Annotated in this window: 20 protein-coding genes; 13 read left to right on the forward strand and 7 right to left on the reverse strand. The window is 72.0% G+C overall.

What is annotated here, in order from left to right; translation table 11 throughout:
* Positions 1 to 13: 13 nt before the first annotated feature.
* Positions 14 to 508, reverse strand: coding sequence for a metallopeptidase family protein (locus tag ACX80N_RS12940; protein ID WP_459339725.1), 495 nt, complete (start codon positions 506 to 508; stop codon positions 14 to 16).
* Positions 509 to 629: 121 nt separating this feature from the next.
* On the opposite strand from ACX80N_RS12940, the gene ACX80N_RS12945 reads away from it, so the two are divergent.
* From ACX80N_RS12945 to ACX80N_RS12960, 4 genes are all read left to right on the forward strand, one after another.
* A complete protein-coding gene (locus ACX80N_RS12945; protein ID WP_105031642.1) occupies positions 630 to 1,016 on the forward strand; it encodes a DUF3499 domain-containing protein in 387 nt (128 codons plus the stop codon).
* A 107-nt stretch (positions 1,017 to 1,123) separates the two neighbouring features.
* Positions 1,124 to 1,318 carry a Trm112 family protein gene (locus tag ACX80N_RS12950; RefSeq protein WP_105031643.1) on the forward strand — a complete coding sequence of 65 codons (195 nt, stop codon included), beginning with the start codon at positions 1,124 to 1,126 and terminating at the stop codon, positions 1,316 to 1,318.
* A 53-nt stretch (positions 1,319 to 1,371) separates the two neighbouring features.
* Positions 1,372 to 2,871, forward strand: a complete 1,500-nt coding sequence (gene ahcY, locus ACX80N_RS12955; protein WP_459339855.1) for an adenosylhomocysteinase — start codon at positions 1,372 to 1,374, stop codon at positions 2,869 to 2,871.
* Positions 2,872 to 3,025: 154 nt separating this feature from the next.
* The gene (locus ACX80N_RS12960) at positions 3,026 to 4,318 is read left to right on the forward strand and encodes a L,D-transpeptidase (protein WP_459339726.1); all 1,293 of its coding nucleotides are present in this window, start codon (positions 3,026 to 3,028) and stop codon (positions 4,316 to 4,318) included.
* Between the two features lie 38 nt (positions 4,319 to 4,356).
* Here ACX80N_RS12960 and ACX80N_RS12965 read toward each other — a convergent pair whose 3' ends face one another.
* A complete protein-coding gene (locus tag ACX80N_RS12965) occupies positions 4,357 to 5,157 on the reverse strand; it encodes an RDD family protein (RefSeq protein ID WP_459339727.1) in 801 nt (266 codons plus the stop codon).
* A 121-nt stretch (positions 5,158 to 5,278) separates the two neighbouring features.
* On the opposite strand from ACX80N_RS12965, the gene ACX80N_RS12970 reads away from it, so the two are divergent.
* Together ACX80N_RS12970 and ACX80N_RS12975 are read left to right on the forward strand one after the other, a co-directional pair.
* Complete coding sequence (locus tag ACX80N_RS12970) at positions 5,279 to 6,274, forward strand: stage II sporulation protein M (RefSeq protein ID WP_459339728.1); 996 nt, start codon at positions 5,279 to 5,281, stop codon at positions 6,272 to 6,274.
* Between the two features lie 126 nt (positions 6,275 to 6,400).
* Entirely contained in the window at positions 6,401 to 7,870 is a 1,470-nt protein-coding gene (locus tag ACX80N_RS12975; RefSeq protein WP_459339729.1) for a TIGR01906 family membrane protein, read from the forward strand.
* 5 nt (positions 7,871 to 7,875) lie between these two features.
* Here the strand turns inward: ACX80N_RS12975 and ACX80N_RS12980 are convergent, their stop codons facing one another.
* Together ACX80N_RS12980 and ACX80N_RS12985 are read right to left on the reverse strand one after the other, a co-directional pair.
* Positions 7,876 to 9,714, reverse strand: a complete 1,839-nt coding sequence (locus ACX80N_RS12980) for an AMP-dependent synthetase/ligase (RefSeq protein ID WP_459339730.1) — start codon at positions 9,712 to 9,714, stop codon at positions 7,876 to 7,878.
* A 43-nt stretch (positions 9,715 to 9,757) separates the two neighbouring features.
* Entirely contained in the window at positions 9,758 to 11,224 is a 1,467-nt protein-coding gene (locus ACX80N_RS12985; protein ID WP_459339856.1) for a dolichyl-phosphate-mannose--protein mannosyltransferase, read from the reverse strand.
* 531 nt (positions 11,225 to 11,755) lie between these two features.
* Here ACX80N_RS12985 and rsmI point away from each other — a divergent pair.
* Both rsmI and ACX80N_RS12995 read left to right on the forward strand, forming a co-directional pair.
* Positions 11,756 to 12,577 (forward strand): 16S rRNA (cytidine(1402)-2'-O)-methyltransferase, encoded by an 822-nt coding sequence (rsmI, locus tag ACX80N_RS12990; RefSeq protein ID WP_459339857.1) that lies wholly within the window; start codon positions 11,756 to 11,758, stop codon positions 12,575 to 12,577.
* A gap of 144 nt (positions 12,578 to 12,721) precedes the next feature.
* Entirely contained in the window at positions 12,722 to 14,203 is a 1,482-nt protein-coding gene (locus ACX80N_RS12995) for an NAD-dependent succinate-semialdehyde dehydrogenase (RefSeq protein WP_105031386.1), read from the forward strand.
* 99 nt (positions 14,204 to 14,302) lie between these two features.
* Here ACX80N_RS12995 and ACX80N_RS13000 read toward each other — a convergent pair whose 3' ends face one another.
* Genes ACX80N_RS13000 through ACX80N_RS13010 form a run of 3 tightly spaced genes read right to left on the reverse strand, consistent with a single transcriptional unit; the run spans position 14,303 to position 19,279 of the window.
* Positions 14,303 to 16,723, reverse strand: coding sequence for a transglutaminase family protein (locus tag ACX80N_RS13000; RefSeq protein WP_459339731.1), 2,421 nt, complete (start codon positions 16,721 to 16,723; stop codon positions 14,303 to 14,305).
* Positions 16,720 to 18,234, reverse strand: a complete 1,515-nt coding sequence (locus ACX80N_RS13005; RefSeq protein ID WP_105031388.1) for a DUF58 domain-containing protein — start codon at positions 18,232 to 18,234, stop codon at positions 16,720 to 16,722. The genes ACX80N_RS13000 and ACX80N_RS13005 overlap by 4 nt, the downstream gene beginning before the upstream one ends.
* A gap of 19 nt (positions 18,235 to 18,253) precedes the next feature.
* Positions 18,254 to 19,279, reverse strand: coding sequence for an AAA family ATPase (locus tag ACX80N_RS13010; RefSeq protein ID WP_105031389.1), 1,026 nt, complete (start codon positions 19,277 to 19,279; stop codon positions 18,254 to 18,256).
* A 181-nt stretch (positions 19,280 to 19,460) separates the two neighbouring features.
* Between ACX80N_RS13010 and ACX80N_RS13015 the strand changes: the two genes are divergently transcribed.
* The 5 genes from ACX80N_RS13015 to ACX80N_RS13035 all read left to right on the forward strand — a co-directional run bounded on the left by ACX80N_RS13015 (position 19,461) and on the right by ACX80N_RS13035 (position 26,862).
* On the forward strand, positions 19,461 to 20,477 hold the full coding sequence (locus tag ACX80N_RS13015; RefSeq protein ID WP_459339732.1) for a TatD family hydrolase: 1,017 nt from the start codon (positions 19,461 to 19,463) through the stop codon (positions 20,475 to 20,477).
* A 335-nt stretch (positions 20,478 to 20,812) separates the two neighbouring features.
* Positions 20,813 to 21,724: a 16S rRNA (adenine(1518)-N(6)/adenine(1519)-N(6))-dimethyltransferase RsmA gene (gene rsmA, locus ACX80N_RS13020; protein WP_459339733.1), complete on the forward strand. Its 912-nt coding sequence runs from the start codon at positions 20,813 to 20,815 to the stop codon at positions 21,722 to 21,724.
* A 5-nt stretch (positions 21,725 to 21,729) separates the two neighbouring features.
* The gene (locus ACX80N_RS13025; protein WP_105031392.1) at positions 21,730 to 22,701 is read left to right on the forward strand and encodes a 4-(cytidine 5'-diphospho)-2-C-methyl-D-erythritol kinase; all 972 of its coding nucleotides are present in this window, start codon (positions 21,730 to 21,732) and stop codon (positions 22,699 to 22,701) included.
* 36 nt (positions 22,702 to 22,737) lie between these two features.
* Complete coding sequence (locus ACX80N_RS13030; protein ID WP_459339734.1) at positions 22,738 to 24,558, forward strand: ABC-F family ATP-binding cassette domain-containing protein; 1,821 nt, start codon at positions 22,738 to 22,740, stop codon at positions 24,556 to 24,558.
* 234 nt (positions 24,559 to 24,792) lie between these two features.
* On the forward strand, positions 24,793 to 26,862 hold the full coding sequence (locus ACX80N_RS13035) for an Hsp70 family protein (RefSeq protein WP_459339735.1): 2,070 nt from the start codon (positions 24,793 to 24,795) through the stop codon (positions 26,860 to 26,862).
* The last annotated feature ends 2 nt before the right edge of the window (positions 26,863 to 26,864 follow it).

Consider the following 26,864-nt stretch of genomic DNA (forward strand, 5'->3'; position numbering starts at 1 on the left):
GCCGAGCTCGGGATCAGGCCTGGGAGCGGCCGTAGGCCGGATCCACCACCTCGGGCGCGAGGCCCATGATCTCCGCGGTCTGTTCGACGACGACGTCGTGCACGAGCTCGTTGACCGGCAGGACGGACCGGGCCGCCATGAGCACAGGATGGCGGTAGATGGTGATGACGGCGGGCTTGCCGGGCGCGGCGGGGGAGCTGGAGCCGAGGAGTCCGCGGAGCGTCTCGGACGTCATGTCCTCGAGGCCGTCGGGGATCTCCTGCACCACGATCTGCAGGTCCTGGATGCGTTCGCCCCACAGGCGTTCGAGCCGCTGCGCGGACTCCATCACCCAGTCGTCGAACTGCTCGGACCTGGACCGGGAGCCCGGCAGGTGCGCGGGAAGGAGCTCGCCGCGCATGCCCCGTCCCCGGCGGTTGCGTCGCCGTTCGTAGAACGACCGTGCCGGGCTACCCTCCGCTGACGTGGGATCGGTCAGCCTGACCGAGAACGTGGAAGCATCCTGCATGTAAAGACTCTAAGCCTTGTGCCCTGCTGCCGCACTCCCGGAAGGGGCGGGGAGGATGCGCCGGGCGCCGCGTGCGCGTCCTGCGGGACGGGGGAGCCGAAGGCCGGTAGGCTTGCCGATCGTGGGATCACTCCGTCAATGCTCCAGATCCGCCTGCCAGCGGCCGGCGGTGGCCACCCTCACCTATGTCTACGCGGACTCGACGGCTGTCCTCGGCCCGCTCGCGACCTACGCCGAACCCCACACCTACGACCTGTGCGCCGTGCACGCCGAACGGCTGACGGTGCCCCGCGGCTGGGAAGTGGTCCGTCTGACGCTGCCCGACGCAGCACCGGAGCACAATTCGGACGACCTCCTGGCGCTGGCCGACGCCGTGCGGGAAGCGGCAGCGGAACCGTCGACGGAGCAGCCCGCCGTGGCCAGACGTGGCAGCAAGGCGCCCATGGAGCCTCCGGCCGGCGTCCCGGGTGCGCGGCGAGGGCACCTGCGGATCCTGCCCGAGCCCTGACCCCGCAGTACCCCGCACGAGGACGGGCGTGACGTCGGGCCGGCGAGCCTCCCCGCGCTAGACTTGGAGGCGGAATCACCGTCCCTCTCAGCGCGAAAGCCTCCCCCATGGCGAACCTCCCCGCACAGCTGCTCGATGTCCTGCGTTGTCCCGTCACGGGGTCGAAGCTCGTCCAGGACGGCGCCGTCCTGCGGTCGTCGGCCCCCGGACCCGACGGCCGGCCCCTGACCTACGGTCTCGACGAGGGCATCCCGGTGCTCCTGCGCGCCGAAGTCCTCGACGGTGCCGCTCCCACCCCCTGAAGGCCGAGCGCCCCGTATCTCCCCGAAGCCTACGAACCACAGCTAGGACCATCATCATGTTCGACCACAAAGTCGCCGACCTCTCCCTCGCGGAGGCAGGACGCCACCAGATCCGCCTCGCGGAGCACGAGATGCCAGGGCTCATGGCCCTGCGCCGCGAGTACGCCGATGCCCAGCCCCTCGCCGGTGCCCGCATCGCCGGGTCGCTCCACATGACGGTGCAGACGGCCGTCCTCATCGAGACGCTCACCGCGCTCGGTGCCGAGATCCGCTGGGCCTCCTGCAACATCTTCTCCACCCAGGACGAGGCAGCGGCCGCCGTCGTCGTGGGCAACGGCACCGTCGAGGAGCCCGCGGGCGTACCCGTCTTCGCCTGGAAGAACGAGTCGCTCGAGGACTACTGGTGGACCGCCACGCAGATCCTCACATGGCCCGGTCAGGCCGAGGGCCTCGGCCCCAACATGATCCTCGACGACGGCGGCGACGCCACGATGCTCGTGCACAAGGGCGCGGAGTTCGAGGCGCTCGGAGCGGTGCCGGCCGACCCGCAGGAGGGCGACGCCGACTACTCCCACGAGTACACGGTGTTCCTCGACACCCTGCGGTCCACGATCGGGTCCGAGCCGCAGAAGTGGACGACCATCGCGGCCGGCATCAAGGGTGTCACCGAGGAGACGACGACGGGCGTGCACCGCCTGTACCAGCTCGCCGCCCAGGGCAAGCTCCTGTTCCCGGCGATCAACGTCAACGACTCCGTCACGAAGTCCAAATTCGACAACAAGTACGGCATCCGGCATTCCCTGCCCGACGGACTGAACCGGGCCACGGACGTCCTCATCGGCGGCAAGGTGGCCGTCGTGTGCGGCTACGGCGACGTCGGCAAGGGCGCGGCCGAGGCGCTGCGCGGCCAGGGCGCCCGCGTGATCGTCACCGAGATCGACCCCATCTGCGCGCTGCAGGCCGCCATGGACGGCTACCAGGTGGCCAAGCTCGAGACGGTGCTCGCCCAGGGCGACATCTTCATCACCACCACCGGCAACAAGGACGTCATCATGGCCCGCCACATGGCGGGCATGAAGCACCAGGCGATCGTCGGGAACATCGGCCACTTCGACAACGAGATCGACATCGCGGGCCTCGCCCGCATCCCCGGCGTCGAGAAGATCGAGATCAAGCCGCAGGTCCACGAGTGGGTCATCCCTGCCGCCGAGGCCGACGGCGTGGAGCAGCACTCGATCATCATGCTCTCCGAGGGCCGCCTCCTGAACCTCGGCAACGCCACCGGACACCCCTCGTTCGTCATGAGCAACTCCTTCGCGAACCAGACCATCGCGCAGATCGAGCTGTACACGAAGTTCGAGCAGGAGGACGCCGAGGGCAACCGCGAGTACGAGAACGAGGTGTACGTGCTGCCGAAGATGCTCGACGAGAAGGTGGCGCGCCTGCACCTCGACGCCCTCGGTGTGGAACTGACGGAGCTCACCAAGGGCCAGGCCGAGTACCTCGACATCGACGTCGCCGGTCCGTACAAGTCCGAGCAGTACCGCTACTAGGCGCAACCGGGCCCCGGTTCCCCGGCCGCTGCAGGTATCCCGCCGGGCTGCCGGCAGTGGCCGGATCGTTGTAGGACATCGTCCGCCGCCTGCACCACGGCATCGGCCCCGTCGCGTACCATCGCACAGAAGCAGTCACATGAGGGGTGGGGACATGCGCATGAAGCAGGAGTCGGGCAGGGCCGCGGCGCACCGGAAAGGCTGGAAGATCGCGGCCATCGGGAGCGCGGCCGTCGTCGTGATCGGTGGAGGCGTGGGGATCGCCACGGCATCGCCCTGGGACGACGCGGCATCATCCGCGCCGTCGCCCAGCCAGTCGCCCGCCCCCTCGACCGCCGAGCCGGACCCCCGGGCGAGCGCGGACGCGACAGCGACGCAGCCTCCTCCCGCCGACGTGGCCGTGGGCGTCACCCCCACGGATCGGGCCTATGCCGTCAACCCGGCCACCGTCGCGGCCGTCAGGGTGGAGGGTGCCACGCTGGACGCCGTCGAGCTCGCTCCGAGCGCGGGCGGCACGCCGGTCGAGGGCACCATCTCGGCCGACGGCACCACCTGGACCGCCAGCGACCGCCTCGCCTTCGACACCGAGTACACCTTCTCCTACACCGTGCTCGACTCCGTGGGCCAGGCGCAGCGCAAGACCTCGACCTTCACGACCGTCCAGCCCGCGAACGAGGCCGACGCCTCCATGTTCCCGCTCGACGGCAGCACCGTGGGCACGGGCCAGCCGCTCGAGTTCAGGTTCAGCGAACCCGTCACCGACCGGGACGCGGTGGAGGAGGCCATCACCGTCACCAGCACCAGCGGCCAGCCCGGCGCCTTCTACTGGCTGTCCGAGACGAAGGTCCGCTACCGTCCCGAGACGTTCTGGGCCCCGAACAGCACCATCACGGTCGACGCCAACCTGTTCGGCGTCGATTTCGGCAACGGCATGATCGGCAACGCCGACCGGACGATGACCGTGAAGACGCACAACACGCGCCTCGCCGTCGTCGACAATGCGACCAAGACCATGAACGTCTACCTGGACGGCAGGCTGGACAGGACGTTCCCCGTCACCCTCGGCACCGAGGACTGGCCCTCCACCGAGGGGTACATGGTGGTCATGGAGCACTACGAGACCACCCGGTTCACGGCGGAGTCCATCGGGCTCGAGCCCGGCGATCCCGCGTACTACCCGCCGACGGTCGTGAACCACGCGAGCCGGCTCAGCAACGGCGGCGCGTTCGTCCACGAGGCGCTGCCGGCGGCGCAGGAGGCGCTCGGCTCCTTCAATGTCTCGCACGGCTGCATCGGCATGTCGCCCGAGGGGGCGGAGTACTTCTACAACACCTTCGGCCCCGGCGACGTGGTGCAGATCCTCAACACGGACTACGGGCCCATGTACGTCTGGGACGGGTTCGGCGACTGGAACGTGCCCTGGACCGAGTGGGTCAACCAGCCGTAGGGCGGCCCCCGCGCATCCTCGCAGGAAGGCTCCGCACGCTAGCCGAAGGGCAGCGTGTGGAGCCTTCTCGCTGTGGCCTCCGTGCGCTCGCGCTGCCGCATCATGGCCGCGTAGTCACGCTCGCGGCGCGCCGCCATCACGGCGTGGAGGAACTCCTCGGGGTGGGTGTCCAGGGGCGGCGGAGGGGAGACGTGGTGGCTCGCCTCGGCGGCCAGATCCAGGGACAGCTCACGCCGCGCCTGCGGCGTGAGCCTCGGAGCCTGTGCGAGGAACTGCGACATCCTGCGCGCCAGGGCGTCGGGCAGGCGGCCGATGTCCGCCGTCTCCGACCACTGCTGCAGGCGCGGGGGCATGACGGCGAGCGCCCGTGGCCTGGCGACCACGCGCTCCCGCATGGCGTACGTCCCGGCGAGCAGGTCCCCGAGGCGCTTGGACCGCTCGTTGAACAGGGACACGAGGAAGGCGAGCGAGCCGAGGAGCATGTAGATCTCGAGGACCGCGAGCATGCCGCGGATGAAGGCGTGCCGGAAGCGGATCGCGCCGCCGTCGTCGCGCACGATCCGCAGCCCCATGACCAGTCGTCCGAGGGACTTCCCGCGCGTGAGGGTCTCCACGGTCACGGGCACGACGACGAAGAGCAGAACGACGAGGACGAGCAGGAGCGCGCCGGTGAGCGCCGGGTCCAGCACTCCGCCTAGGACGTTCCCGACGAGCAGGATCAGCAGCACCCCGAGGACGATCTGTGCGACGACGTCGATGATGATGCTCAGCCCGCGCGCGGCGAAGCCGGCCGGCTTGAGCTCGAGGACGACTGCCTCGCCGGTGACGACCGAACTCATGTGCTCCCCCTGGGTCTGCTGGTGCGCTGGGGCCAGCCTATCGCCGCGACGTCACCCGGTGATCCGGGTGCGGGGCCGCGCCGGGCGGCCCGCCGCCGGGACGGGACTATAGGGTTGGCGCATGGACGTGGACGCCTTCATCGCAGTGCACCGCAGCGACTGGCAACGGCTGGACGAACTCGTGGCCCGGCGCAGGCTCGACGGCGCGCAGGCGGACGAGCTGCTGGCGCTGTACCAGCGCGTGTCGACGCACCTGTCCATCATCCGCTCGGTCGATCCCGAGAGCGCACTGTCGGGGGCGCTGTCCACACGCCTGTCCCGCGCCCGCACACGCTTCACGGGGGCGAGGTCCAACGTCCTGGAGGACGTGGCGCAGTTCTTCGTGTTCTCCCTGCCCGCCGCCTTCTACCGGGTCCGCCTGCTCACTGTGGTGGTCGGTGTGCTCTTCCTCGCCGTGGCGACGCTCTACGGGTTCTGGGTGGTCCAGACCCCCGGCGTCCTCGGGGCACTCGGCACGGACGAGGATCTCCGCCGCTACGTGGAGGAGGACTTCATCGACTACTACTCGGAGAATCCTGCGGCGTCCTTCGCCGGGCTGGTGTGGACGAACAACGCTTGGATCGCGCTGCAGGCCGTCGCCTTCGGGATCACCGGTGTCTGGCCCGCGATGATCCTCTACCAGAACGCACAGGGCGTCGGCATGGCTGCCGGGATGATGGCGTCCTACGACCGCCTCGACGTCTTCTTCATCTACATCCTGCCGCACGGCTTCATGGAACTCACGGCGATCTTCATCGCCACTGCTGCGGGGCTCCGCCTCTTCTGGGCGTGGGTGGCGCCGGGACGCCGGCTGCGGTCGGTGGCCCTCGCCCAGGAGGGGCGGTCCCTCATCACGGTCGCACTCGGGCTGGTGCTGGTGCTGCTCGTCTCGGGCCTCGTCGAGGGCTTCGTGACGCCGAGCGGACTGCCGCCATGGCTCCGGCTGACCATCGGATTCCTGGTCTTCGCGGCGTACTGGGCGTACACCCTGATCCTCGGCCGGCGCGCGTTCGCAGCCGGGCATCGGGGGGACCTGAGCGTCGTCGACCGGGGGGACGCCGCCGTCGTCACCGCCTGAGGTCCGCCGGCGCGCGGGCATCGCCGGTGTGCCCGGGGGTGTCTGCCCCGGGGGCGTGGGTCCGCCCGGTACTGTCGAATGACGCCGGGATCAGCGCCGGCGGGCATCGATCGAGGAGACAACGCAGTGGCAGAGACCGACAGCACCCGTCCATCCGTTCCGGGCGCACGTTCGCAGGACGAGCCCGGGAGCCCTGCCGGTGCGGCGGGTGCGTCCGCCGCCGGGTCCGCTGCCGGGTCGTCTGCCGGGGTGAGCCGCGACGACGGCTCCGTCCCCGGGATCGCCCAGCGCCACGACCTCCCCCGGCGGAAGGCGGGAACCCTGCCCGACCTCTCGCGCATCGGTACCGACGACCCGGAGGAACCCGCCGACAGGGCTGACGACGGTGCCTACCCGGCCGGCGACGATGTCCGCCCGATGGACGACGGCGGCCTTTCCAGCCCGGTCGGCGACGGCGACAGGTCCGGAGGGGCTCCGACCCGCATGCTGCCCGTGACGGGCGGGGCCACGGCAGCCGGGGCCACCTCTGCCGGCAGCACTGCTTCCGGTGCGCCCGCTTCCGAGGCCACCGCGCACGGCACTGCCGAGGACCCTGAGGCGGAGGCGTCCGCCGGCGGGAAGGACCAGCACGGGGTGACGGAGGATCCCGCCCGCGACGAGCACCCGCACGGTGCACCCGCGGACGAGGCGAACGAGGGTCGCACCGGGGAGGTGACCGTATCCCCCGTCGCAGCCCTCCCTACGAGCGGCAGCCATGCGGGGTCGTCGCGCGTGGACGAACCGTCCACCGACACGGCGGCGCTCTCGGTGCGTCCCCCGGACAAGGACGTCGCGCGCCGCGCCGCGGTGCGAGATCAGGCAGTCGCCGCGAAGCCCGTCCTGCCGCGCTTCCTGCAGGTCGTCGTCGCCCTGTTCTTCCCCGTCATCGTGGTGGCGGCGGCCGTCCGTGCCGTCGCGACGTCGTCGTTCCTCTGGCTCGAGTACCACCGGCCGGGCTTCCCGGCGGACCGGTTCGGCTTCTCGCTCGACGACCGCATGACCTACGGATCCTACGCCCTCGACTACGTGCTGAACTTCGCGCCGCCGCGCTACCTGGGCGGCCTGGTCACGCCCGAGGGGGAGCCCCTGTTCCTCGAGTCCGAGGTGGGGCACATGGCGGACGTGAAGGGCGTGCTCGGGCTGTCCTTCTTCATCGCGCTGGTGCTGTTCGTGCTGTCGGTGCTCGCGTGCGTCTACCTCGCCCGGCGGTACAAGGGCGGCATCAGGCGGGCGCTGTTCGCCGGTGCGGTCCTGACGCTGGTGGGCATCGTCGCCCTGACCGTCCTCGCCGTGCTCGCATGGCAGACCTTCTTCACGCAGGTGCATGCGCTGTTCTTCGCCGACGGCACCTGGACCTTCCGGGCGGACGACACGCTGATCCGCCTGTTCCCGGAGCAGTTCTGGACGGACTCCGCCATCACCGTCGCGGTGCTCGTGCTCGCGGCGACCGTGCTCACGCTCATCCTCACCTGGCCCACCAGGGCCCGGCGCGAGCGGTCGATGCTGGCCCAGGACGCCGCCCAGGCGCGGTACCGCGAGGCGCTCGACGCCTCCTAGCGGCCCTACCGCCCCGCGCCGTACAGCTCGCCCAGCGCGTTTTCGTGGTCCGCGACGACGGCGGCCCGCTTCAGCTTCAGGGTAGGCGTCAGGTGCCCGGACTCGACCGTGAACTCGACGTCCAGCACCGTGAACCGCCGGATCTGCTCGGCCTGCGAGACGGTCGCGTTCGCGGCGTCGACCGCGGCCTGCAGTTCGGCCAGGACGTCGGCGTCGCGCGCGGCCTCCGCCGGGGTCAGTCCCGGCTTCCCGTGCGCTGCGGCCCACGGGCCGAGGGTCTCGCGGTCCAGGCTGATGAGTGCCGCGATGAAGGGCCTGCCCTCGCCGACCACCACGGCCTGTGAGACGAGCACGTTCTCCCGGAGCTTCTCCTCGAGCGGGCCGGGCGCCACGTTCTTGCCGCCGGCGGTGACGAGGATGTCCTTCTTGCGGCCGGTGATGGTCAGGAACCCGTCCTCGTCGAGCGACCCGATGTCGCCCGTGCGGAAGTACCCGTCGGCGGTGAAGGCCGCGGCCGTCGCCTCGTCGTTGCGGTGGTAGCCGGCGAAGACCGCCGCCCCCTTCACCTGGACCTCGCCGTCGTCGTCGAGCCTCACGCTCATGCCGGGCATGGGGATGCCCACGGAGCCCACGCGGGTCAGGGACACGGTGTTCACGGTGCAGGGCGCCGTGCTCTCCGTGAGTCCGTAGCCCTCCTGGACGAGGATGCCCGCACCCCGGAAGAAATGGGCCAGGTGCTCGCTGAGCGGACTGGCACCGGACACCGTGTAGGTGACCTCGCCGCCGAACACGCCGCGCAGCCGGGGGTAGACGAGGCGGTCGAAGACGGCGTGCGACGCGCGCAGGACCGGCGAGGGTCCGCGACCGCCCCGTCCCCGGGCGTCGACGGCCTGCGAGTAGGCGACGGCGGTCCGCTCCGCTGCCGCGAACAGGCGCCCCTTGCCGGCCTCGGCGGCCCGCCGCCCCGCCGTCGCGTGGATCTTCTCGAAGATCCGGGGGACGGCGAGGAGGAAGGTCGGCCGGAAGGTCGTGAGGTCCTCGAGCAGCTGTGCCGCGGAGCCGGAGTGCGCCAGCTTGATGCCCCCCGTGAAGCACACCACCTGCACGGCACGCGCCAGGACGTGTGCGAGGGGCAGGAACATGAGCGTGCGGGCGTTCTCCTGCTTCAGGAACTCGGGCAGGAACTCCAGGGTGTTCACCGCGAACAGCGCGAAGTTTCCGTGGGTGATGACGCAGCCCTTCGGCCGGCCCGTGGTGCCCGAGGTGTAGACGATGGACGCGGCGTCGGCGAGGCCGCGGGAGGTCCGCGCCGTCTCCAGCGCACCGTCGGAGACGGCCGCGCCCGAGGCGGAGAGCGACGCGACGGTCGCGGTCCCGTCGACGCCTCCGCCGGTGAGGTGGACCACGGTGGTCGTCCCGGTCCGGCCGGCGCGGGCAGCGGCATCGAGGACGACGTCGGCCTTCCCCTGGTCCTCCACGAAGACGACGGCGGGCTGGGCGTCCTCGAGGATCCAGGCCACCTGATGGGCGGAGGAGGTCTCGTAGATCGGCACGGTCACCGCTCCGGCGAACCAGATGGCGACGTCGGCGAGTGTCCACTCGTAGCGCGTCCTGGACATCACTGCGACGGTGTCGCCCGGCTGCACGCCCTGGGCCACCAGCCCTTTGGCCAGCGATGTCACCTGCCGGAGGAACTCCGCGGCCGGGACGTCCCGCCACCGTCCCTCGGACCGCACCGCGTACAGCGCACGCGCCGGATCGGCGTCATGGGTCTGCAGGAGCAGGTCCGTGGTGTTGCCGGTCGCCGGGAGGCGGACCAGCAGTTCCGTGATGGCTTCGCGCACCAGTGCTCGCTTTCGTTCCAGGGGGTTCGGGTGGGCCTCGGCCCTAGATCCAGCTCCGCAGCCACATGCGCATGCGCCACTGGTCGTAGGGGATGATCTCCGCCGTCCAGATGGGCAGGAAATAGGCGGACAGCGCCACGGCAGCGGCCAGGAAGACCCCCACCAGCACGATACCCCCTCTGCGGCGGGCGCTGTCCGCGCCCGGTCCGCCCAGCACGAGGCCGAGGCAGTAGACCAGGGCCAGGACGAGGAACGGTTCGAAGGCCACGGCGTAGAAGTAGAAGGTGGTGCGCTCCGGGTACAGGAACCATGGCAGGTAGCCCGCCGCGACGCCGGTCAGGATGGCGGCGGCGCGCCAGTCGCGGCGGCCGAGCCAGAAGAACACGAGCACGAGCAGGGACAGCGCCGCACTCCACCAGATGAGCGGATTACCGAGGACCGTCACGGCCTGTGAGCAGGCCTCGGCGTCGCAGCCGGCGGGCTTCTCGTAGAAGAACGACGTCGGCCGTCCCATGACGAGCCAGGACCAGGCGCTGGCCTCGTACGGATGGTCCGAGGACAGGCCCTGGTGGAAGCTGAACGCGCTCCGGTGGTACTCGGCGAGCGAGCGCAGCCCGTCCGGGAGCCATCCCCACTGCTCCGACGGGTTCCGCTCGGCCCACGTGCGGTCGTAGGCGTCCTCCGAGCGGAACCATCCCGTCCACGTACCGAGGTAGGTCAGAGCGGCCACCGGGACGATGCACAGGAACGCCGGCAGCCCGTCCTTGAGGGCGCCCGCGAGGAACCAGCGGTGCACGCCGGCGATCCGGCGCGCGCTCATGTCCCAGGCGACCGTCAGGAGGCCGAAGGCGGCGATGAACGGAAGGGCGGACCACTTGGTGCCGACGGCGAGCCCGAGACAGATGCCGGCCACGAGGCGCCAGGCGCGGAAGCCGAGGAAGGGCCCGTACGTCAGCCGCGCCGGTGGCGGAGGACCGCCGTCGCCCGCCCGGGCAGCGAGGCGCCGCGCCAGGCGCTGCCTGCCGTCGTCGCGGTCGAGGAGCAGTGCGGCGAACGCGGCGAGCAGCCAGAAGCTCAGGAAGATGTCCAGCAGCGACGTCCGCGATTCCACGAGGTGGTGGCCGTCGATGGCGAGGAGGAGCCCTGCCGCGGCGCCGAGCAGGGCCGAGCCGAACATGCGCTGGGCCACGAGGGCGAGCAGGAGGACCGAGAGGGTGCCGATGGCGGCCGCGGAGAAGCGCCAGCCGAAGGCGTTGTCGGAGCCGAAGAGGAGCATGCCGAACGCGATCATCCATTTGCCGACCGGCGGATGCACCACGTAGTCCGGGGTGTCCAGCAGGACGTCGGGGTTGCCAGCATTGAAGGAGTCGTTGGCGTTCTCGGGCCACTCGCGCTCGTAGCCCGACTGCAGCAGGGAGTAGGCGTCCTTGACGTAGTAGGTCTCGTCGAAGACGAGCGACCCGGGCTCGCCGAGGCGTACGAACCGCAGGATCCCGCCGAGCACCGCCATGGCGAGCGGCAGGAGCCAGCGCAGCGGTCCGCCGGGGGCTGCGGCGCCGAGGAGGCGGGAGGTGAGGTCCGCCCGCGTGAAGGCCTGCGCTGGAGCGACGATCCAGGATCCGCCCGGCTGGGGACTGTCCCGTCGGGGCTGGACGGCGGTGTGGCTCACCCTGTCATGCTACCGGCGGTGCCCGGACGGGCCCGGGACCTCCGGAGGCCGGTCGCTCGGGGTCCGCCGCAGGGCGACGGGGCGAGGCGGTGGACGCCCGGTGTGGACGTCTCGCACCTGATGTCCCGGGCCGGCGGTCCACGGGGCGGCGGCTAGGCTGGTGCGGTGAATCAGCCACACGACGCCCCGGACACGCACGACGACGCCGTCAACGGCGAGGACGCGCTCGCGCACGACGCCGGGTACGAGGACGCACAGGACCCGCAGGCCCCCGGGGAGACGCCCGACGACGGAGAGCCCGGCGGCCAGGAAGCCCGCACCCTCCGCACCGCCTACCGCGGCACGGCGGGCGACGGCAGCGGCCGCGGGCGGATCGTCCTGGCCGCGACCCCGATCGGCAACATGGGTGACGCCACCGAACGCCTGATCGGCCTGCTCCACGCCGCGGACGTGGTCGCGGCCGAGGACACCCGCCGCCTGCACCGGCTCGTGCAGGCACTCGGCGTGACCGTGACCGGCCGGGTCATCAGCTACCACGAGCACAACGAGACCGAGCGCACGCCGGAGCTCCTCGAGCTGGTGCGTGGGGGAGCCACCCTCCTGATGGTGACGGACGCCGGGATGCCCTCGGTGTCGGATCCCGGCTACCGCCTCGTGGAAGCGGCCATCGCCGAGGGCCTCGACCTCACGGCGGTGCCCGGGGCGTCCGCCGTCCTCGCGGCGCTCGCCCTCTCCGGCCTGCCCACCGACCGTTTCTGCTTCGAGGGCTTCCTGCCCCGAAAGCCGGGCCTGCGGACCGGACGCCTGGCCGACCTCGCGTCGGAGCGGCGCACGATGGTGTTCTTCGAGGCACCCCACCGGCTCGAGGCGATGCTGCGCTCCCTGCAGCAGGCCTTCGGCTCCGAGCGTCCCGCGGCCGTGGCGCGCGAGCTCACCAAGGTGCACGAGCAGGTGATCCGGGGCTCCCTCCTCGAGCTCCTCCAGTGGGCGCAGGCCGGCGAAGTCCGGGGCGAGATCGCCGTCGTCGTCGCCGGTGCGCCCGAGGCGGCGCCCTCCCGCCCCGAGGACCACGTCGGGAGCGTCAACGCGCTGATCGACGGCGGCATGCGGCTCAAGGACGCCGTCGCGGCCGTGTCGGCCGAGAGCCGGGTCAGCAAGCGGGAGTTGTACGCCGCGGTGATCGCTGCGCGCTGACCGCGGCGGGCCTGTGCATTCGTCCAACGCAAGCGCCTGCCGGGAGTGCAGGCCTCACTGGACACCCCTTCGCCGCCGGGTCTAGCGTGGGCGGGATGTCTCGGGACGCCCCCGAACCCCAGGATTCTCGCGAAGGAGCTCAGCATGGCCGTGACCGCCGACCAGGAGAAGGCAGTACTCGACAAGGTGCCCACGGGGCTCTTCATCGGCGGACAGTGGCGGGCATCGTCGTCCGGGGCCACGTTCGACGTCGAGGACCCCGCCACCGGCCGCACCCTGAGGACCCTCTCCGACGCCACGCCCGAGGACGGGATGGCAGCCCTGGATGCGGCGGTCGGAGCCCAGGCCGCATGGGCCCGGACCGCTCCTCGCGAGCGCGGCGAGATCCTGCGCAGGGCCTTCGACATGGTCACCGCACGCGCCGACGAGTTCGCCCTGCTGATGACCCTCGAGATGGGCAAGCCGCTGGCCGAGGCGCGCGGCGAGGTCACCTACGGCGCGGAGTTCCTGCGCTGGTTCTCGGAGGAGTCCGTCCGCGCCTCCGGCCGCTACTCCACGTCCCCCGACGGCAGGTCCCGGCTGCTCGTGAGCAAGAAGCCCGTGGGGCCCTGCCTGCTCATCACGCCGTGGAACTTCCCGCTGGCCATGGCCACCCGCAAGATCGCCCCCGCGATCGCCGCGGGCTGCACCATGGTGCTCAAGCCCGCGAACCTCACGCCCATGACGTCCTCGCTGTTCGCGACCGTCCTGCAGGAGGCGGGCCTCCCCGACGGCGTCCTGAACATCGTCAACACGACGACGGCGGGCGACGTGACCGGGCCGCTCATCGAGGACCCGCGCCTGCGCAAGCTCTCCTTCACGGGATCCACGCCCGTGGGCCGGAGCCTGCTGGCCGCGGCGTCGAAGAACGTGCTGAGGACGTCCATGGAACTCGGCGGCAACGCGCCGTTCCTCGTGTTCGAGGACGCGGACCTCGACGCCGCCGTGGACGGCGCGATGCTCGCGAAGCTGCGCAACATGGGGGAGGCCTGCACCGCGGCCAACCGGTTCATCGTGCACGAATCCGTGGCGGACCGTTTCGCGGCGGCGTTCGCCGAGCGCATGGAGGGCATGACCCCGGCGCGCGGCACCGAGGATGCCTCCAAGCTCGGCCCGCTGATCGACCGGAAGAGCCGGGACAAGGTGCACGAGCTCGTCACCGCCGCCGTCGGCGACGGCGCCCAGAAGGTGACCGGCGGCGAGACCGTCACCGGGGACGGCTACTTCTACCAGGCCACCGTGCTGAAGGACGTCCCGCGGACCGCGCGCATCATGCAGGAGGAGATCTTCGGCCCCGTGGCGCCCATCATCACCTTCGCCACGGAGGACGAGGCGGTGGACCTCGCCAATGACACCGAGTACGGCCTGGTGGCCTACGTCTACACGCGCGACCTGAACCGCGGGCTGCGCATCGGCGAGCGGTTGGACACGGGCATGCTGGGCCTCAACGCCGGCGTCGTGTCGAATGCCGCGGCGCCCTTCGGCGGGGTGAAGCACTCCGGCCTCGGGCGCGAGGGCGGCGCCGAGGGCATCGAGGAGTACCTCTACACGCAGTACGTCGGGATCGCGGACCCCTACGCCTCCTAGCCACCGCGCCGGAGGCTCCCGGCGGAGGCGTCCGGTGACATCGAGAAGGCCGGTTCCCGTGCGGGAGCCGGCCTTCTCCGTGTGCTGACGCTGCCCCTGTCAGCGGCGGCTGCTGCGGAACCGGTTGAGGAGCGACTGCGGGAACAGGCGGGCCCTGATCCGCCGTGTCCAGGGGCTGCGGCTGCGCAGCGCCCGGGTGACGGCGTCGACGTCGTCCCAGCGCGGCGGTGCCACGGGCCGCGCGAGCGTCGCCACGGGCCGTGTCCCGTCGGCGGGCGGGCCGCCGACGGCCCGTGCGTCGTGGTCGGCGTACTCCTCGTACTCGTAGGCGGACCGCAGCCTTCCGAGGGAGAGGGCCGGCCCTCCCTCGAGGGCGGCCTCGCGCGTCAGGCGGCCGGCGAAGGTGCGCGGGGTGTCGGTGGGCTCGAGCGGGTAGCCGTAGTCGCCGGCCATCTCCGTCGTCTCCGCCCAGGCCGCGGTCGCGGCCCCGGGCGCGCCCGGTGACACCTCGCTGATGCCGACCGACCGGCGCCGGGAGCGCGTCCGCGAGGTCCGCATCAGGAGCGGCACGAGTGCCAGCAGCACGATCCCCCCGAGGGCGAGCACGCCCTCGGCGGGCCCGGCCTCGTCCTGGGGGCCGGTGCCCGCGGGATCGGCGGCGTCCTCCGATGCCTCCGACGTCGATCCTGCCTCGTCGCCCGCGTTTCTCGGCGCGCCGGGGTTCAGGGCATCGGTGTCGTCCGCTCGGGGACCCACGGGGCCGGTGGATTGCTGGGCGTAGTTCGGGACCACTCCGCGCGAGGGCGTCGGTTCGAACCGGACCCATCCCGCGCCCTCGAAGAACAGCTCGGGCCAGGCGTGGGCGTTGCGGGAGTCCACCACGAATTCGCGCAGCTCGGTCCCGTTCGGCCCCTCCTCGGTGTCGCCCGTGGGGCTGCCGGGCGTGTAGCCGATACCGACGCGGCTGGGGATGCCCGCTGCCCGCGCCATGACGGCCATGGTCCCTGCGTAGTGCACGCAGTAGCCGGACTTCGTCTCCAGGAACCGGGCCATGACATCCAGGCCGCTGCCGTCGTACCCGCCGTCCACCGGCGCCTCCACGGAGTAGGTGAAGTCGGCGCCGCGGAGGTAGCTCTGGATGGCGAGAGCCTTGTCGTAGGGGTTCACGAACTCGCCGGCCACCTCGTCGGTGGTGGTGCGGACGATCTCGGGGACGTCCTCGGGCAGCTCGGTGAAGACCTCCGGCACCTCCTCGTAGTCCGAGGGGCCGATGGCGCCGAGGCCCTCGCGCGTGAGCTGGGGCGCGGCGCTCTCCACCAGGTACGCCTGGCGCGCCGTGGACCCACCGTCCGTCGCGAGGACGGACAGGTTCGCGGGGTCCCAGGCCCAGTCGCCCAGCAGGTTCGAGATGGCCACCGGCGCGTAGGGTGCGAGCAGCCACGGGCTCGCGTAGCTCTGCGTCGTGACGCGGGTGAACACCGTGGTCGTGTCCGTCGGGTTCTCCGGCGCGCCGGCCTCCGCGCCGATCTCCGCCACGCCGTCCTCGCGCGCGTCGAGCCTCTGGTCCGGTTCCCAGCGCCGGCCGCTGAAGTCCTCGAGCGTGACCGCGCGCAGGTAGAGCGGCACGTCCGCATCGGTGGCGTAGGCGATGCGCCCGAAGCCGGTGGGGTTGCGGAGGTCGTTGCCGAGCGTCACCGCCGGATTCAGCCCCGTCGCGTTGCCCCACACGTTGAGCCGCGCGCCCTGGGGGAAGAGACCTGAGTTGAACCCGGGGACGAACATCGGCAGGATCACGGTCACCGCGAGTGCCGCGGAGCCGATGATCGCGCTGCGGGCTGCGAACCCCGAGGAGGCACGGGCCCCGCCGGAGGCGAGGCGGTTCTCGCGCCACTGCGCGGTCGCGAGGAGCAGCAGGAACGCGAGGGCCGTGACGATGAACGCGCCCATCCCCACGCCGTTGGGCTTCACCACGGCCGGGGTGATCAGGATGGTGACGAGCCCGAGGCCACTCGCGGCCGGCATGCGCATGGTGGTGGAGAGCATGTCCACGATGATGGCGACGAGCCCGAGAGCCGCGCACACGATCAGCATGATGCCGGCCGCCGGCAGCACGGGGGCCACCTGCGAGACGACCGTCTCCTCGGCCTGCGCGAGCAGTCGCCGGAGCTCGAGCGACGTGCCCGGTCCCGGAACCACGCCGAGGATGCTCTGCCGCCGGACGAACTGCGCGGTGAGGGTGCCGATCAGGACCACGAGACCCACGAGGGCCGACAGGGCGCCGTTCAGGCGCAGGGTGCGGGACAGTGCCATGGCCAGGAGCACCGGGACCAGCGTGAGGACGACCGGCATCAGCCAGGTCCACGGCTCGACGACGCCGTTGAGGCTGCTCGCCGCCGCGAGGACGGCGAGCAGGGAGGCCCCGGTGACGGCCCAGTGCCAGGGATCGCCGGAGGGGACGCGGCGCGGCGGGGGAGCGCCCGGCGCCGGGGCGGAGGAGGGACGGGAGAGGGTGGTGGTCATGCCGGTCCTCGGGTAGTGGGGCGCGAGCCGCGGACGGACCCGGTGGAGGGGGCGGGGGAGGACTTCCCGGCGGACGTCGTTCCGACGGCGCTCTCGAGTCCACCCCACACCGCGGTCAGGTGGGCCGAGGGCGAGGCCGCGGTGGCGTGCCACCCCGCCTCCCGCAGGATGGCGAGCTGCCGCTGCGCGTCGCCGGGCCGCTCGGTGGCGATGAGCGCGTACGAGGCGGACCCGTAGTCGGCGGCGGACGCGAGGGACCGCGCCTCCTCGCTGGTGATGGTCCCGAGGACGGCGATGAGCGGACCGCGGTGCCGGTTGCCGGCCAGCTTGTCCAGCAGGTCGTCGCCGAAGGCGGCGTGTGCCGTGTGCTGGGGTGTCTCCGCCGAGGGGCGGTGGAGGTTCCGCGCGGCGCTGCGCACCGCCTCGCCCGCCCGGAGCGCCGAGCTCCCGGCCCGTGCCTCGGAACCGGGCCGGCGGCCCCCCTCGGGACCGAGTTCGAGGGCGGCGAGGCCCTCGGCGATCCCCGCGACGGCGCCCTGGCCGTGGTGCTCCTCGTCGGTGGGGAACGGCGCGGACGGGGAGTGCAGCAGCGCCGGTGCGCCCTGGTGGTCGAGGAACCGCAGCGCGTAGTTGCGCTCGAGCAGGTGCGCGCTGATGGACATGACCGCGGTGACCGCCCACTCGAACGTCGGGGAGGTGGACAGCCCGTTGCCGCCGGGGTCTCCGGTGAAGGCCGCGGTGAATCCGCCGGTGAACGTGGAGTGCCGCTGGTCCATCAGCAGGGTGGCCTGCGGCGTGGTCACCGATTCCTCCTGGCGCACCATGAGTTCGCTGTGCCGGGCGGTCGCCGCCCAGTGGACGCGCCGCATCGAGTCCCCGTGCCGGTACTCGCGCGTCATGACGTCGTCGTCGCTCGGGTTCGCCTGGCGGCGCGTGGCGGCGAGGCCGTCGCTGCCCCGCGACCCGGAGAGCGGAGAGGCCAGCAGCTCGAGGGGTGCGGGCGTGACCACGAGATCGTCCACGCCGCCGAGGACGTGCCGTGACTTCCCGAGGCCGAACGGGTCGGTGAACTCGGCGGTGACGGGCCCGATCGCGTAGACGCCGCGCGAGGTGGACCGGAGGCGGTACTCGTACAGGGACACGCCCTCGCGCGTCGGGTTGCGCGACGGGTAGGTGAACTGCGGTGCCTGCCCGAAGCGCGCCGGCAGCTGTTCCTCCATCGCGATGCTCGCGCCGCCCGCCACGGTGGCCGTGAGGGAGAGCGTGACGGTGGTCGTGGAGCCGATCTCCATGGACTGCGGCTGGAACCGCCGGCTCACCGTGAACCGGGGCTTGACGAGCTTCAGGACGAGGACCGAGGCGACCGGCAGGACCGCGAGCAGGATCCCCACGTACAGCAGGTCGCGTCGCCCGAGGATCTGGGCGGCCAGCAGGGCGAGGACCGCGGTGAGGACGAAGCCCCACCCGCGTGCGGTCAGCACGCGCGAGGGGAGCCGGTCGAGGAGCGCCATCAGGCGTCCGCCCGGACGGTCATCGCCGCGGCGCCTCGCGGGCCACGGGGACGCGGGAGAGGATGTCGTGCACGATGCTCGACGCCGTCTCCCCGGCGCTGGTGGCCTTGCGGTCGAGCAGGAGCCGGTGTGCGAGCACGGCGTCGGCGATGGCGGCGACGTCGTCGGGCAGCACGAAGTCGCGCCCCTCGAGCGCGGCTCCCGCCTTCGCGGCCCGCAGGAGCTGCAGCAGGGACCGGGGGCTCGCACCGAGGCGCAGCCGCGGGTGCTGGCGCGTCGCCTGTCCCACCGCGACCGTGTAGTCCTTGACGGCCGGCGAGACGTAGACGTCGCGTACCTGGCGCATCATCGCGGCGATGTCGGCGACGCTCGCCACCGGGCGGATCCCCTCGAGCGGGGAGACGGACTGGTGCGTCTCGAGCATGTCCACCTCGGCGCGGGGGTCCGGGTAGCCCATGGAGATCCGGGCCATGAAGCGGTCGCGCTGGGCCTCGGGCAGCGGGTAGGTGCCCTCCATCTCGATGGGGTTCTGCGTCGCCACCACCATGAACGGGTCCCCGAGGGCATGCGTGGTGCCGTCCACGGTGACCTGGTGCTCCTCCATGCATTCGAGGAGGGAGGACTGCGTCTTGGCGGAGGCGCGGTTGATCTCGTCGCCGATGACGATGTTCGCGAACACCGGTCCGGGGCGGAACTCGAAGCGCCGCGTGTCCTGACTGAAGATGGAGACGCCCGTGACGTCCGAGGGGAGCAGGTCGGGGGTGAACTGGATGCGGTTCACGGTGCAGTCGATCGTCCGGGCGAGGGTCTTGGCGAGCAGCGTCTTGCCAACGCCGGGGACGTCCTCGAGGAGCAGGTGGCCCTGGGCCAGCAGGACGGTGAGGGCGAGGCGCGCGGCCTCGGGCTTGCCGTCGATAACGGTGTTGATGGAGCCGAGGATGCGGGTGCTGATGTCGTGGAAGGTGGCCCCGGAGACCTCCGGGCCGGCGGTCACCGCCAGTCCTGGATCCGCTGCGACCTCGGCGATGTTGTGCTGGACGTCCATGGGTACCTTCCATGCGTGCGGCTGCGGCGGCGACCGTCGGCCGGACGGCCGGGTGGTCGACACGCAGGGAACGGCCACGGCCGCTCCGGCACGGGGCAGGGCGGACTCGGCTGATTCAACAGATTACTAGCTCAACTTGCTCCCCGACAGATAAGTTCCGGGCCCTGACTACGCTTGCACCATGTGTAACAGTGCAGCCCCCGACCGGCATCCGTACGCTGCGGGCCAGACCCCGCAGGCCTATCGTGAGCCGGAGAACGCGGGCGATCCGGGCGATCCGGAGGCCATGCTCGCTCCGGCAGGACCGCAAGGCACCGCGGGCGGCACCGACGCCGCCGGGGCGGGCACGGACAGTGCCCGACGTCGGCGCAAGGGCGGTTACCCGCCGCTGCCGGAGCCGCTGCCCGTGCCCGTGGTCGACAACCACACGCACCTGGACTTCCGCGAGGGCCCCGCGGTGTCGATCGGGGATGCCCTGGACGCCGCGGAGGCAGCCGGGGTGCGGGGCGTGGTGCAGGTGGGGACCGACCTCGCGTCCTCGCGCTTCACCGCCGCCGTCGTCGAGCAGGATCCCCGCATCCTGGGGGCCGTCGCGCTCCACCCCAATGACGCCCCGCTGCTCGCCGAGGCGGGGACGCTCGAGGACGCGCTCGCGGAGATCGAGCAGCTGGCCGCCGGGCCGCGCATCCGTGCCCTGGGGGAGACGGGGCTGGACTACTTCCGCACCGGCGACGGGGGCCGGGGGAGTCAGCTCATGTCCTTCCGCCGCCACATCGACATCGCGAAGCGGCTGGGCAAGGCCCTGCAGATCCACGACCGGGACGCGCACGACGACGTGGTGGCCACGCTCCTCGCCGACGGCGCCCCGGAGCGGGTGGTGCTGCACTGCTTCTCGGGCGACGCCGGCCTGGCGCGGATCTGCAACGAGCAGGGCTGGTACATGTCCTTCGCCGGGACGGTGACGTTCCGCAACGCCGGGAACCTGCGGGAGGCGCTGCTCGTCGCGGATCCGGCGCTCGTGCTCACCGAGACGGACGCACCGTTCCTCACCCCGCACCCCTACCGCGGCCGGCCCAACGCCGCCTATATGGTCCCGTACACGGTGCGCGCCATGGTGGACATCCTCGGGACCGACCTCGACTCCCTCTGCGCGCAAGTGACGTCGAACACAGAGGCCGTGTACGGATCATGGGACTGACCGGGGGACAGGTAGCATTCCCGCGCCGTCCGAGTACCGGCCGGCGCCACTCGCGTAGGGAGCACTCGTGCCCGCCACCGCGGGGCCTCCGTACTGTTCATCGAGGAGTAGAACTGCCGGCCGGACATCGCGCCGTGGCCGGCGGTCCTCCCGGTGCCGGTCCTTCTCGTGAGACCGGAAGACGGCACCGTAGCCGGCGGCTTTCTTTCCCAGCAGGGAAGCCGCCCCTGAGTGGGTCGGCGGCGCCGGGAGTCCTCCTGAGACCAGGGCTCCCACGAGGCGTCGCCGACTCCAGGGCCGCCTGAGGGCCGCACCATCACCGATACCATGGCAGGGTGACTACGCCCCCTGCCGCCGGAACGCCGGCCCCCCTCCTCGGCGCGGCCGACATCCGACGCCTGGCAGCCGACGTGGACATCCGCCCCACCAAGACCCTCGGCCAGAACTTCGTGATCGACGGCAACACCATCCGCAGGATCGTCACGGCCGCCAACCTCGGCGAGGATGAGACCGTCCTCGAGGTGGGGCCGGGTCTCGGGTCCCTGACGCTCGGCCTGCTCGACGCCGCGGAGCGCGTGGTCGCGGTGGAGATCGATCCGGTCCTGGCCGGGAAGCTCCCGGGTACCGTGGCCCGGTGGCGCCCGGACCGCGCAGCCGCCCTCGACGTCGTCCTCGAGGACGCCCTGCGCGTGACGGCCCTGCCGCACCCGCCCACCGCGCTCGTGGCCAACCTGCCCTACAACGTGGCCGTCCCCGTGGTGCTGAACCTCCTCGAGCGCTTCCCGTCGCTGCGGCACGGCCTCGTGATGGTGCAGGACGAGGTGGCGGACCGGCTCGCGGCCCCGCCGGGGTCCAGGACGTACGGGGTGCCGTCCGTGAAGGCGGCCTGGTACTCGAGCATGACCAAGGCCGGGGTGGTGGGCATGAACGTGTTCTGGCCGGCCCCGAAGATCGCCTCGGGCCTCGTCCGCTTCGAGCGCCGCGAACCCCCGGTGACGAGCGCTACCCGCGAGCAGGTCTTCGCGGTCATCGACGCGGCCTTCGCCCAGCGCCGGAAGACGCTGCGGGCCGCGCTCGCGGGCTGGGCGGGCAGTCCCGTGCTCGCGGAGCAGGCACTGCGCGCCGCCGGGGTGGACCCCTCGGCCCGCGGCGAGGTACTCGACATCACGGCCTTCGCACGCATCGCCGAGGCCCGGCAGGAAGCCCCGTCCGGCTCCGGTGCGAACCCCGCCGGTGGGCTAGGTTGATGGGTATGGTCTCCGGCAGAACAGTCGACTTGCGGGCGGGCACGCGCTCCGTCCGTGTCCGGGCGCCCGGGAAGATCAACGTCTCCCTCAAGGTGGGACCCCCGCGGGAGGACGGCTACCACGGGATCGCCAGTGTGTTCCTCGCCGTGTCCCTCTACGAGGAGGTCACCGCCACCGAGGCCCCCGGGGATGCCATCAGCGTGACCGTCAACGGCCAGGGCACGCTCAACATGCCGCACAGCTCCATCCCGCTGGACCGCACCAACCTCGCGGTCCGGGCCGCCGAACTCCTCGCGGAGGTCAGCCCCGGCCGCACCGGCGTGCACCTCGACATCACCAAGCGGGTCCCGATCTCCGGCGGCATGGGCGGGGGATCGGCGGATGCCGCGGCGGCGCTGCTGGCCTGCGACGCCCTGTGGGGCAGCGGGTTCTCCCGGGACGAGCTGGCGAAGATCGCCGTGGACCTCGGCGCGGACGTGCCGTTCGCCCTCGTGGGTGGCACCGCCGTCGGCCTCGGGGTGGGGGACCAGCTCACCCCGGCCATCTCCAAGACACCGCTGCACTGGGTGCTCGTCACCTCCGACTACGGCCTGTCCACGCCCGAGGTCTACCGCCGGCTCGACGACATCCGCCTGCGCGACGGCGTGGAGCCGGACCCGCAGCCGGAGATCGACCCGGCCATCCTCGGGGCCATGCGCGCCGGCGACGCGCTCGGCCTGGCGCCCCTGCTGCACAACGACCTGCAGCAGGCCTCGCTCGAACTCGCCCCGGCGCTGGGCGATATCCTTGCTACGGGCAAGGCCGCAGGGGCGCTGGCCGGCATCGTGTCCGGATCCGGTCCCACCGTCGCCTTCCTCACGCAGAACGCGGGCCACGCGGCCGAGCTCGAGTCCCTTCTCGGCCTCGAGGGGCTGCAGGCGACCTCCGTCCGCGGCCCGGCCCACGGTGCCCGCATCGCCACCGACTTCGCGGGCTGACCGCGCCCGATCGCTCCAACCGAAAGCAGCATCCCCTTGGCACACCTCCTCGGCGCGGAAAACGTCAGCGTCGCCTTCGTCACCCGCACCATCCTCGACAACGTCTCCCTCGGCCTCGAGGACGGCGACCGCATCGGCATGGTGGGCCGCAACGGTGACGGCAAGTCCACCCTCATGCGCCTGCTCGCGCAGCGCAGCACCCCCGACTCGGGGCGCGTGACCAAGCGGCGCGACGTCTCCGTGGGCTACCTCGACCAGTCCGATGTGCTCGACGGCGACCTCGAGGTGGGCCGCGCGATCGTGGGCGACCAGGCCGACCACGAGTGGGCATCGAACCCGAAGATCCGCGACGTCATGGGCGGGCTCGTCTCCGAGGTGGACTGGCACGCCCGCGTGTCCTCCCTCTCCGGCGGGCAGAAGCGGCGCGTGGCCCTGGCCAAGCTGCTCATCGGCGACGACGACGTCATCATGCTCGACGAGCCCACGAACCACCTCGACGTCGAGGGCGTCGCCTGGCTGGCACGCCACCTCCAGCAGCGCTGGCGCGCGACCGAGGGCGGCCTGCTCGTGGTCACCCACGACCGCTGGTTCCTCGACGAGGTCTGCAACCACACGTGGGAGGTCCACGACGCCATGGTGGACGACTTCGACGGCGGATACGCCGCCTACGTCCTCGCGCGCGCCGAGCGGGACCGCATGAACGCCGTCGTCGAGTCCAAGCGCGTGCAGCTCGTCAAGAAGGAACTCGCCTGGCTGCGGCGCGGCGCTCCGGCCCGCACCGCGAAGCCGAAGTTCCGCATCGAGGCCGCGAACGAGCTCATCAGCGACGTGCCGGAACCGCGCGACTCCCTCGCGCTCAGCAAGATGGCCATGTCGCGGCTCGGCAAGGACGTCCTGGACCTCGAGGACGTCAGCCTGAGCATCGACGACGGCGACGGCCCCGACCGGAAGCTGTTCGACAAGGTCACGCTGCGGCTCGCCCCCGGCCAGCGCCTGGGGCTCGTGGGCGTCAACGGCTCGGGCAAGACCACGCTGCTGCGCCTGCTCAACGGGGAGATCACGGCGAGCGCCGGCAAGGTCAAGAAGGGCAAGACGGTCCAGACCGCGGTGCTGTCCCAGGAGGTCCGCGAGCTCGACGACGTCTCGGACCGCCGCGTCATCGAGGTCATCGAGGCGGAGAAGCGCGTCTTCGCCGTCGGCGGCAAGGAGGTCTCGGCGAGCCAGCTCGTGGAGCAGCTCGGCTTCACCAACGAGAAGCAGTGGACGCGCGTCAGCGAGCTCTCCGGCGGCGAGCGGCGCCGCCTGCAGCTGCTCCGCCTGCTGGTCGGCGAACCGAACGTCCTGATGCTCGACGAGCCCACCAATGACCTCGACACCGACACGCTCTCCGCGATCGAGGATGTCCTCGACGGGTGGCCCGGGACCCTCGTGGTGGTCTCCCACGACCGCTACCTGCTCGAGCGCGTGACCGACAGCCAGATGGCGCTGCTCGGCGACGGCAGGCTCCGGGACCTGCCCGGCGGCGTGGACCAGTACCTCGAGCTGCGCCGTGCCGCCGGCCCCCTCACCGCCACCGGCAGCGCGGCCTCGCCCGCCGTCAGCGGCGGATCCACGGGGACGTCGTCGGAGGCGGATCTCCGCCAGGCCCGCAAGGACCTCGCCAGGGTCGAACGGCAGATCAGCAAGGTGGACGGGCAGAAGGCCAGGGTGCAGGAGCAGATGAACGACGCCGGCGCCCGGCAGGACGCCGACTTCGGGCACATCGCGGAGCTGAACACGCGCCTGCAGGAGCTGCAGGCGGAGATCGAGGACCTCGAGATGCAGTGGATGGACGCCGTGGAGGTCCTCGGGGAGTAGCGCCCGGCCCTCCGTCCCGCACCCCTGCCGGGACCCCCACGCCCCGGGCCGGTCCTGGCGCAAGCACCCTCGTTCTCCCTACGCGGGACGTCGGCGCAGGGGCAAGTAGTCCTCCGCCAAAGACAGGTAGGCGGTGCACGTAATCACTGTCGTAATTCGGGCAGACGCGCGGTTAGCTGAAAGCCGAATGGTCAAGGATGACACGCAGTATTACGAGCATTACGTGGGGAACCTATGAGCTATGGTCTCAGCATCGATGTAGGAACCAGTTTCACGGCGGCCGCCGTCCTGCCGGCAGGCGGCTCCGGGGCGGAGCCGCGCGTCCTCCCGCTGGGCAGTCGTGGGGCCTCCGTCCCCACCGTCGTCTTCCTGGCCCAGGACGGCACCCGGCTCGTCGGCGAGGTCGCCGAACGCCGGGGGCTCGCCGAGCCCGGGCGCGTGGCCAGGGAGTTCAAGCGCCGCATGGGCGACTCCGTGCCCCTGGTCCTGGGGGAGTCCGCCGTCCTGCCCGAGGAGCTCTTCGTCGTCGTCGTCGCCTGGGTGGTGGGCGTGGCCACCGAGCGCGAGGGCGAGCCACCGGCGTCGATCACGCTGACGCACCCCGCGGGATGGGGCGAGCACCGGACGTCGCTGCTGCGGCAGGCGCTCGCGGAGGCGGGGTTCCACGACGTCGTCCTCATGACCGAACCCGAGGCCGCCGCCCTGTCCTACGCATCGCGGGAACGGGTGGTCGCCGGCAGTACGCTCGCCGTCTACGATCTCGGCGGCGGGACCTTCGACGCCACCGTGGTCCGGAAGACCGGCGCCGACACGTTCACCATCCTCGGCACGCCCCAGGGCATCGAGCGCCTGGGCGGGGCGGACTTCGACCAGGAGGTCTTCGCCCGTGTCCTCGAGGACTCCGAGGCCGCTCCGGCGGACCTCGAACAGTCCTCTCCCGAGGTCCTGGCCGCACTGACGCGGCTGCGCCGGGAATGCGCGGAAGCCAAGGAGGCTCTCTCCTCGGACTCGGAGGCGACGGTCTCCGTCATGGTCCCCGGGTCCCACACGCAGGTGCGGCTGGTGCGGTCCGAGTTCGAGCTGATGGTCGAGCCCGCGCTGCGGGAGACCGTGGACACCCTGCGGGCCGCCCTCGACAGCGCCGATGTCCGTCCCGAGGATCTCTCCGCGATCCTGCTGGTCGGCGGGTCCTCGCGTATCCCGCTGGTGGCGCAGCTGCTGTCCGCGGAGTTCAACCGGCCGCTGGCCATCGACCTGGACCCGAAGGCCTCCGTGGCCCTCGGCGCCGCGTTCGCCACGGTGGCCCTCGAAGCTGCCGGGGACGCCGACGGTGCTGCGGATCAGCAGGAGACTGCGGAGCCGGCCGCGGCGACGGTGCCCGGCCCGCTCCGCTCCGGGGTCAACGCGGCAGGGTTCGCGATCCCCTCCCGCAAGGGCACGGCCGAACCCCACCACGGGCCGGCGAGCATGGCGTCCAACAAGCGGCTGGGCGTGCGCGTGGCCGCGGTCGCCGCCGCGGTGGCCCTGCTGGGGGTCGCCACGGCGACGGCGACGGGTAATGTACCGAGCTCGCTGACAACCTTCGGCGCACGGGCGGAAGCCGCGCAACCGACCAGTCCGGCAGCGACGGGGAAGCCCTCCGCTGCTCCGAGTCCGGCCCCGGGGCCCGGTGTGGGACCCCTGCGGGATACCGGTTCCGCCCGTGAGCCCGGTGGGGCGCCCACCCTGATGGACAAGGTCCTCGGCGCCGGACAGGGATCCGCCTCCGCGTCGCCGAGCGCAGCAGGAACTCCTTCGCGTTCGGCCGAGGCCACCAAGCGGCCCTCGGCCAAGGCGTCCGACGACGCCGGCGAGGACGCGGTGACGCCGGAGGCGACGTCGGGCAGCACCGTGCCGGGAAGCGCTGCGCCCGCGCCGTCCCCGTCCGCCGTCCCGCAGTCCGGGGCCACCGCGGATCCCGGGGCGAGCCCGGTGCAACCGACACCCTCCGTCCCGTTCCCGTCGGCCGACGCCTCGCCTACGCCCACCGATCCTCCGACCGTGCCGGTCCCGCCGACAACCCCGCCCGTCGTGGACCCGACGCCTACGCCGACCACACCGGGGCCGTCCCCGGACCCGACCGTCGACCCCACCACTCCGCCACCGAGCGATCCGGCGCCGACCGACCCGCCCGCCGATTCACCGGCTGATCCGCCGGCCGATCCGCCCACGGAGCCCGCGTCCGAGCCGACGACCGCTCCCGCCGACCCGGCACCCACCGACCCGCCGGGTGCCGCCACCGAACCTGCAACGGCGGTGGGCTGAGC

This window comes from Arthrobacter sp. MDT2-16 (assembly GCF_054510925.1).

What these genes read in the sequence shown, in the direction of transcription:
- ACX80N_RS13005 (WP_105031388.1), bottom strand. Translation starts at nt 18,234, where the DNA reads ATGGCGCTCCTCGACCGGCTCCCCTCGCGCGTGCTGACCGCACGCGGG.
- ACX80N_RS12985 (WP_459339856.1), bottom strand. Translation starts at nt 11,224, where the DNA reads ATGGCGGTGCTCGGCGGGATCCTGCGGTTCGTACGCCTCGGCGAGCCC.
- ACX80N_RS12950 (WP_105031643.1), top strand. Translation starts at nt 1,124, where the DNA reads ATGGCGAACCTCCCCGCACAGCTGCTCGATGTCCTGCGTTGTCCCGTC.
- ACX80N_RS12995 (WP_105031386.1), top strand. Translation starts at nt 12,722, where the DNA reads ATGGCCGTGACCGCCGACCAGGAGAAGGCAGTACTCGACAAGGTGCCC.
- ACX80N_RS12970 (WP_459339728.1), top strand. Translation starts at nt 5,279, where the DNA reads ATGGACGTGGACGCCTTCATCGCAGTGCACCGCAGCGACTGGCAACGG.
- ACX80N_RS13015 (WP_459339732.1), top strand. Translation starts at nt 19,461, where the DNA reads ATGTGTAACAGTGCAGCCCCCGACCGGCATCCGTACGCTGCGGGCCAG.
- ACX80N_RS13035 (WP_459339735.1), top strand. Translation starts at nt 24,793, where the DNA reads ATGAGCTATGGTCTCAGCATCGATGTAGGAACCAGTTTCACGGCGGCC.
- ACX80N_RS13010 (WP_105031389.1), bottom strand. Translation starts at nt 19,279, where the DNA reads ATGGACGTCCAGCACAACATCGCCGAGGTCGCAGCGGATCCAGGACTG.
- ACX80N_RS12965 (WP_459339727.1), bottom strand. Translation starts at nt 5,157, where the DNA reads ATGAGTTCGGTCGTCACCGGCGAGGCAGTCGTCCTCGAGCTCAAGCCG.
- ACX80N_RS13000 (WP_459339731.1), bottom strand. Translation starts at nt 16,723, where the DNA reads ATGACCACCACCCTCTCCCGTCCCTCCTCCGCCCCGGCGCCGGGCGCT.
- ACX80N_RS12940 (WP_459339725.1), bottom strand. Translation starts at nt 508, where the DNA reads ATGCAGGATGCTTCCACGTTCTCGGTCAGGCTGACCGATCCCACGTCA.
- ACX80N_RS12960 (WP_459339726.1), top strand. Translation starts at nt 3,026, where the DNA reads ATGCGCATGAAGCAGGAGTCGGGCAGGGCCGCGGCGCACCGGAAAGGC.
- ACX80N_RS13025 (WP_105031392.1), top strand. Translation starts at nt 21,730, where the DNA reads ATGGTCTCCGGCAGAACAGTCGACTTGCGGGCGGGCACGCGCTCCGTC.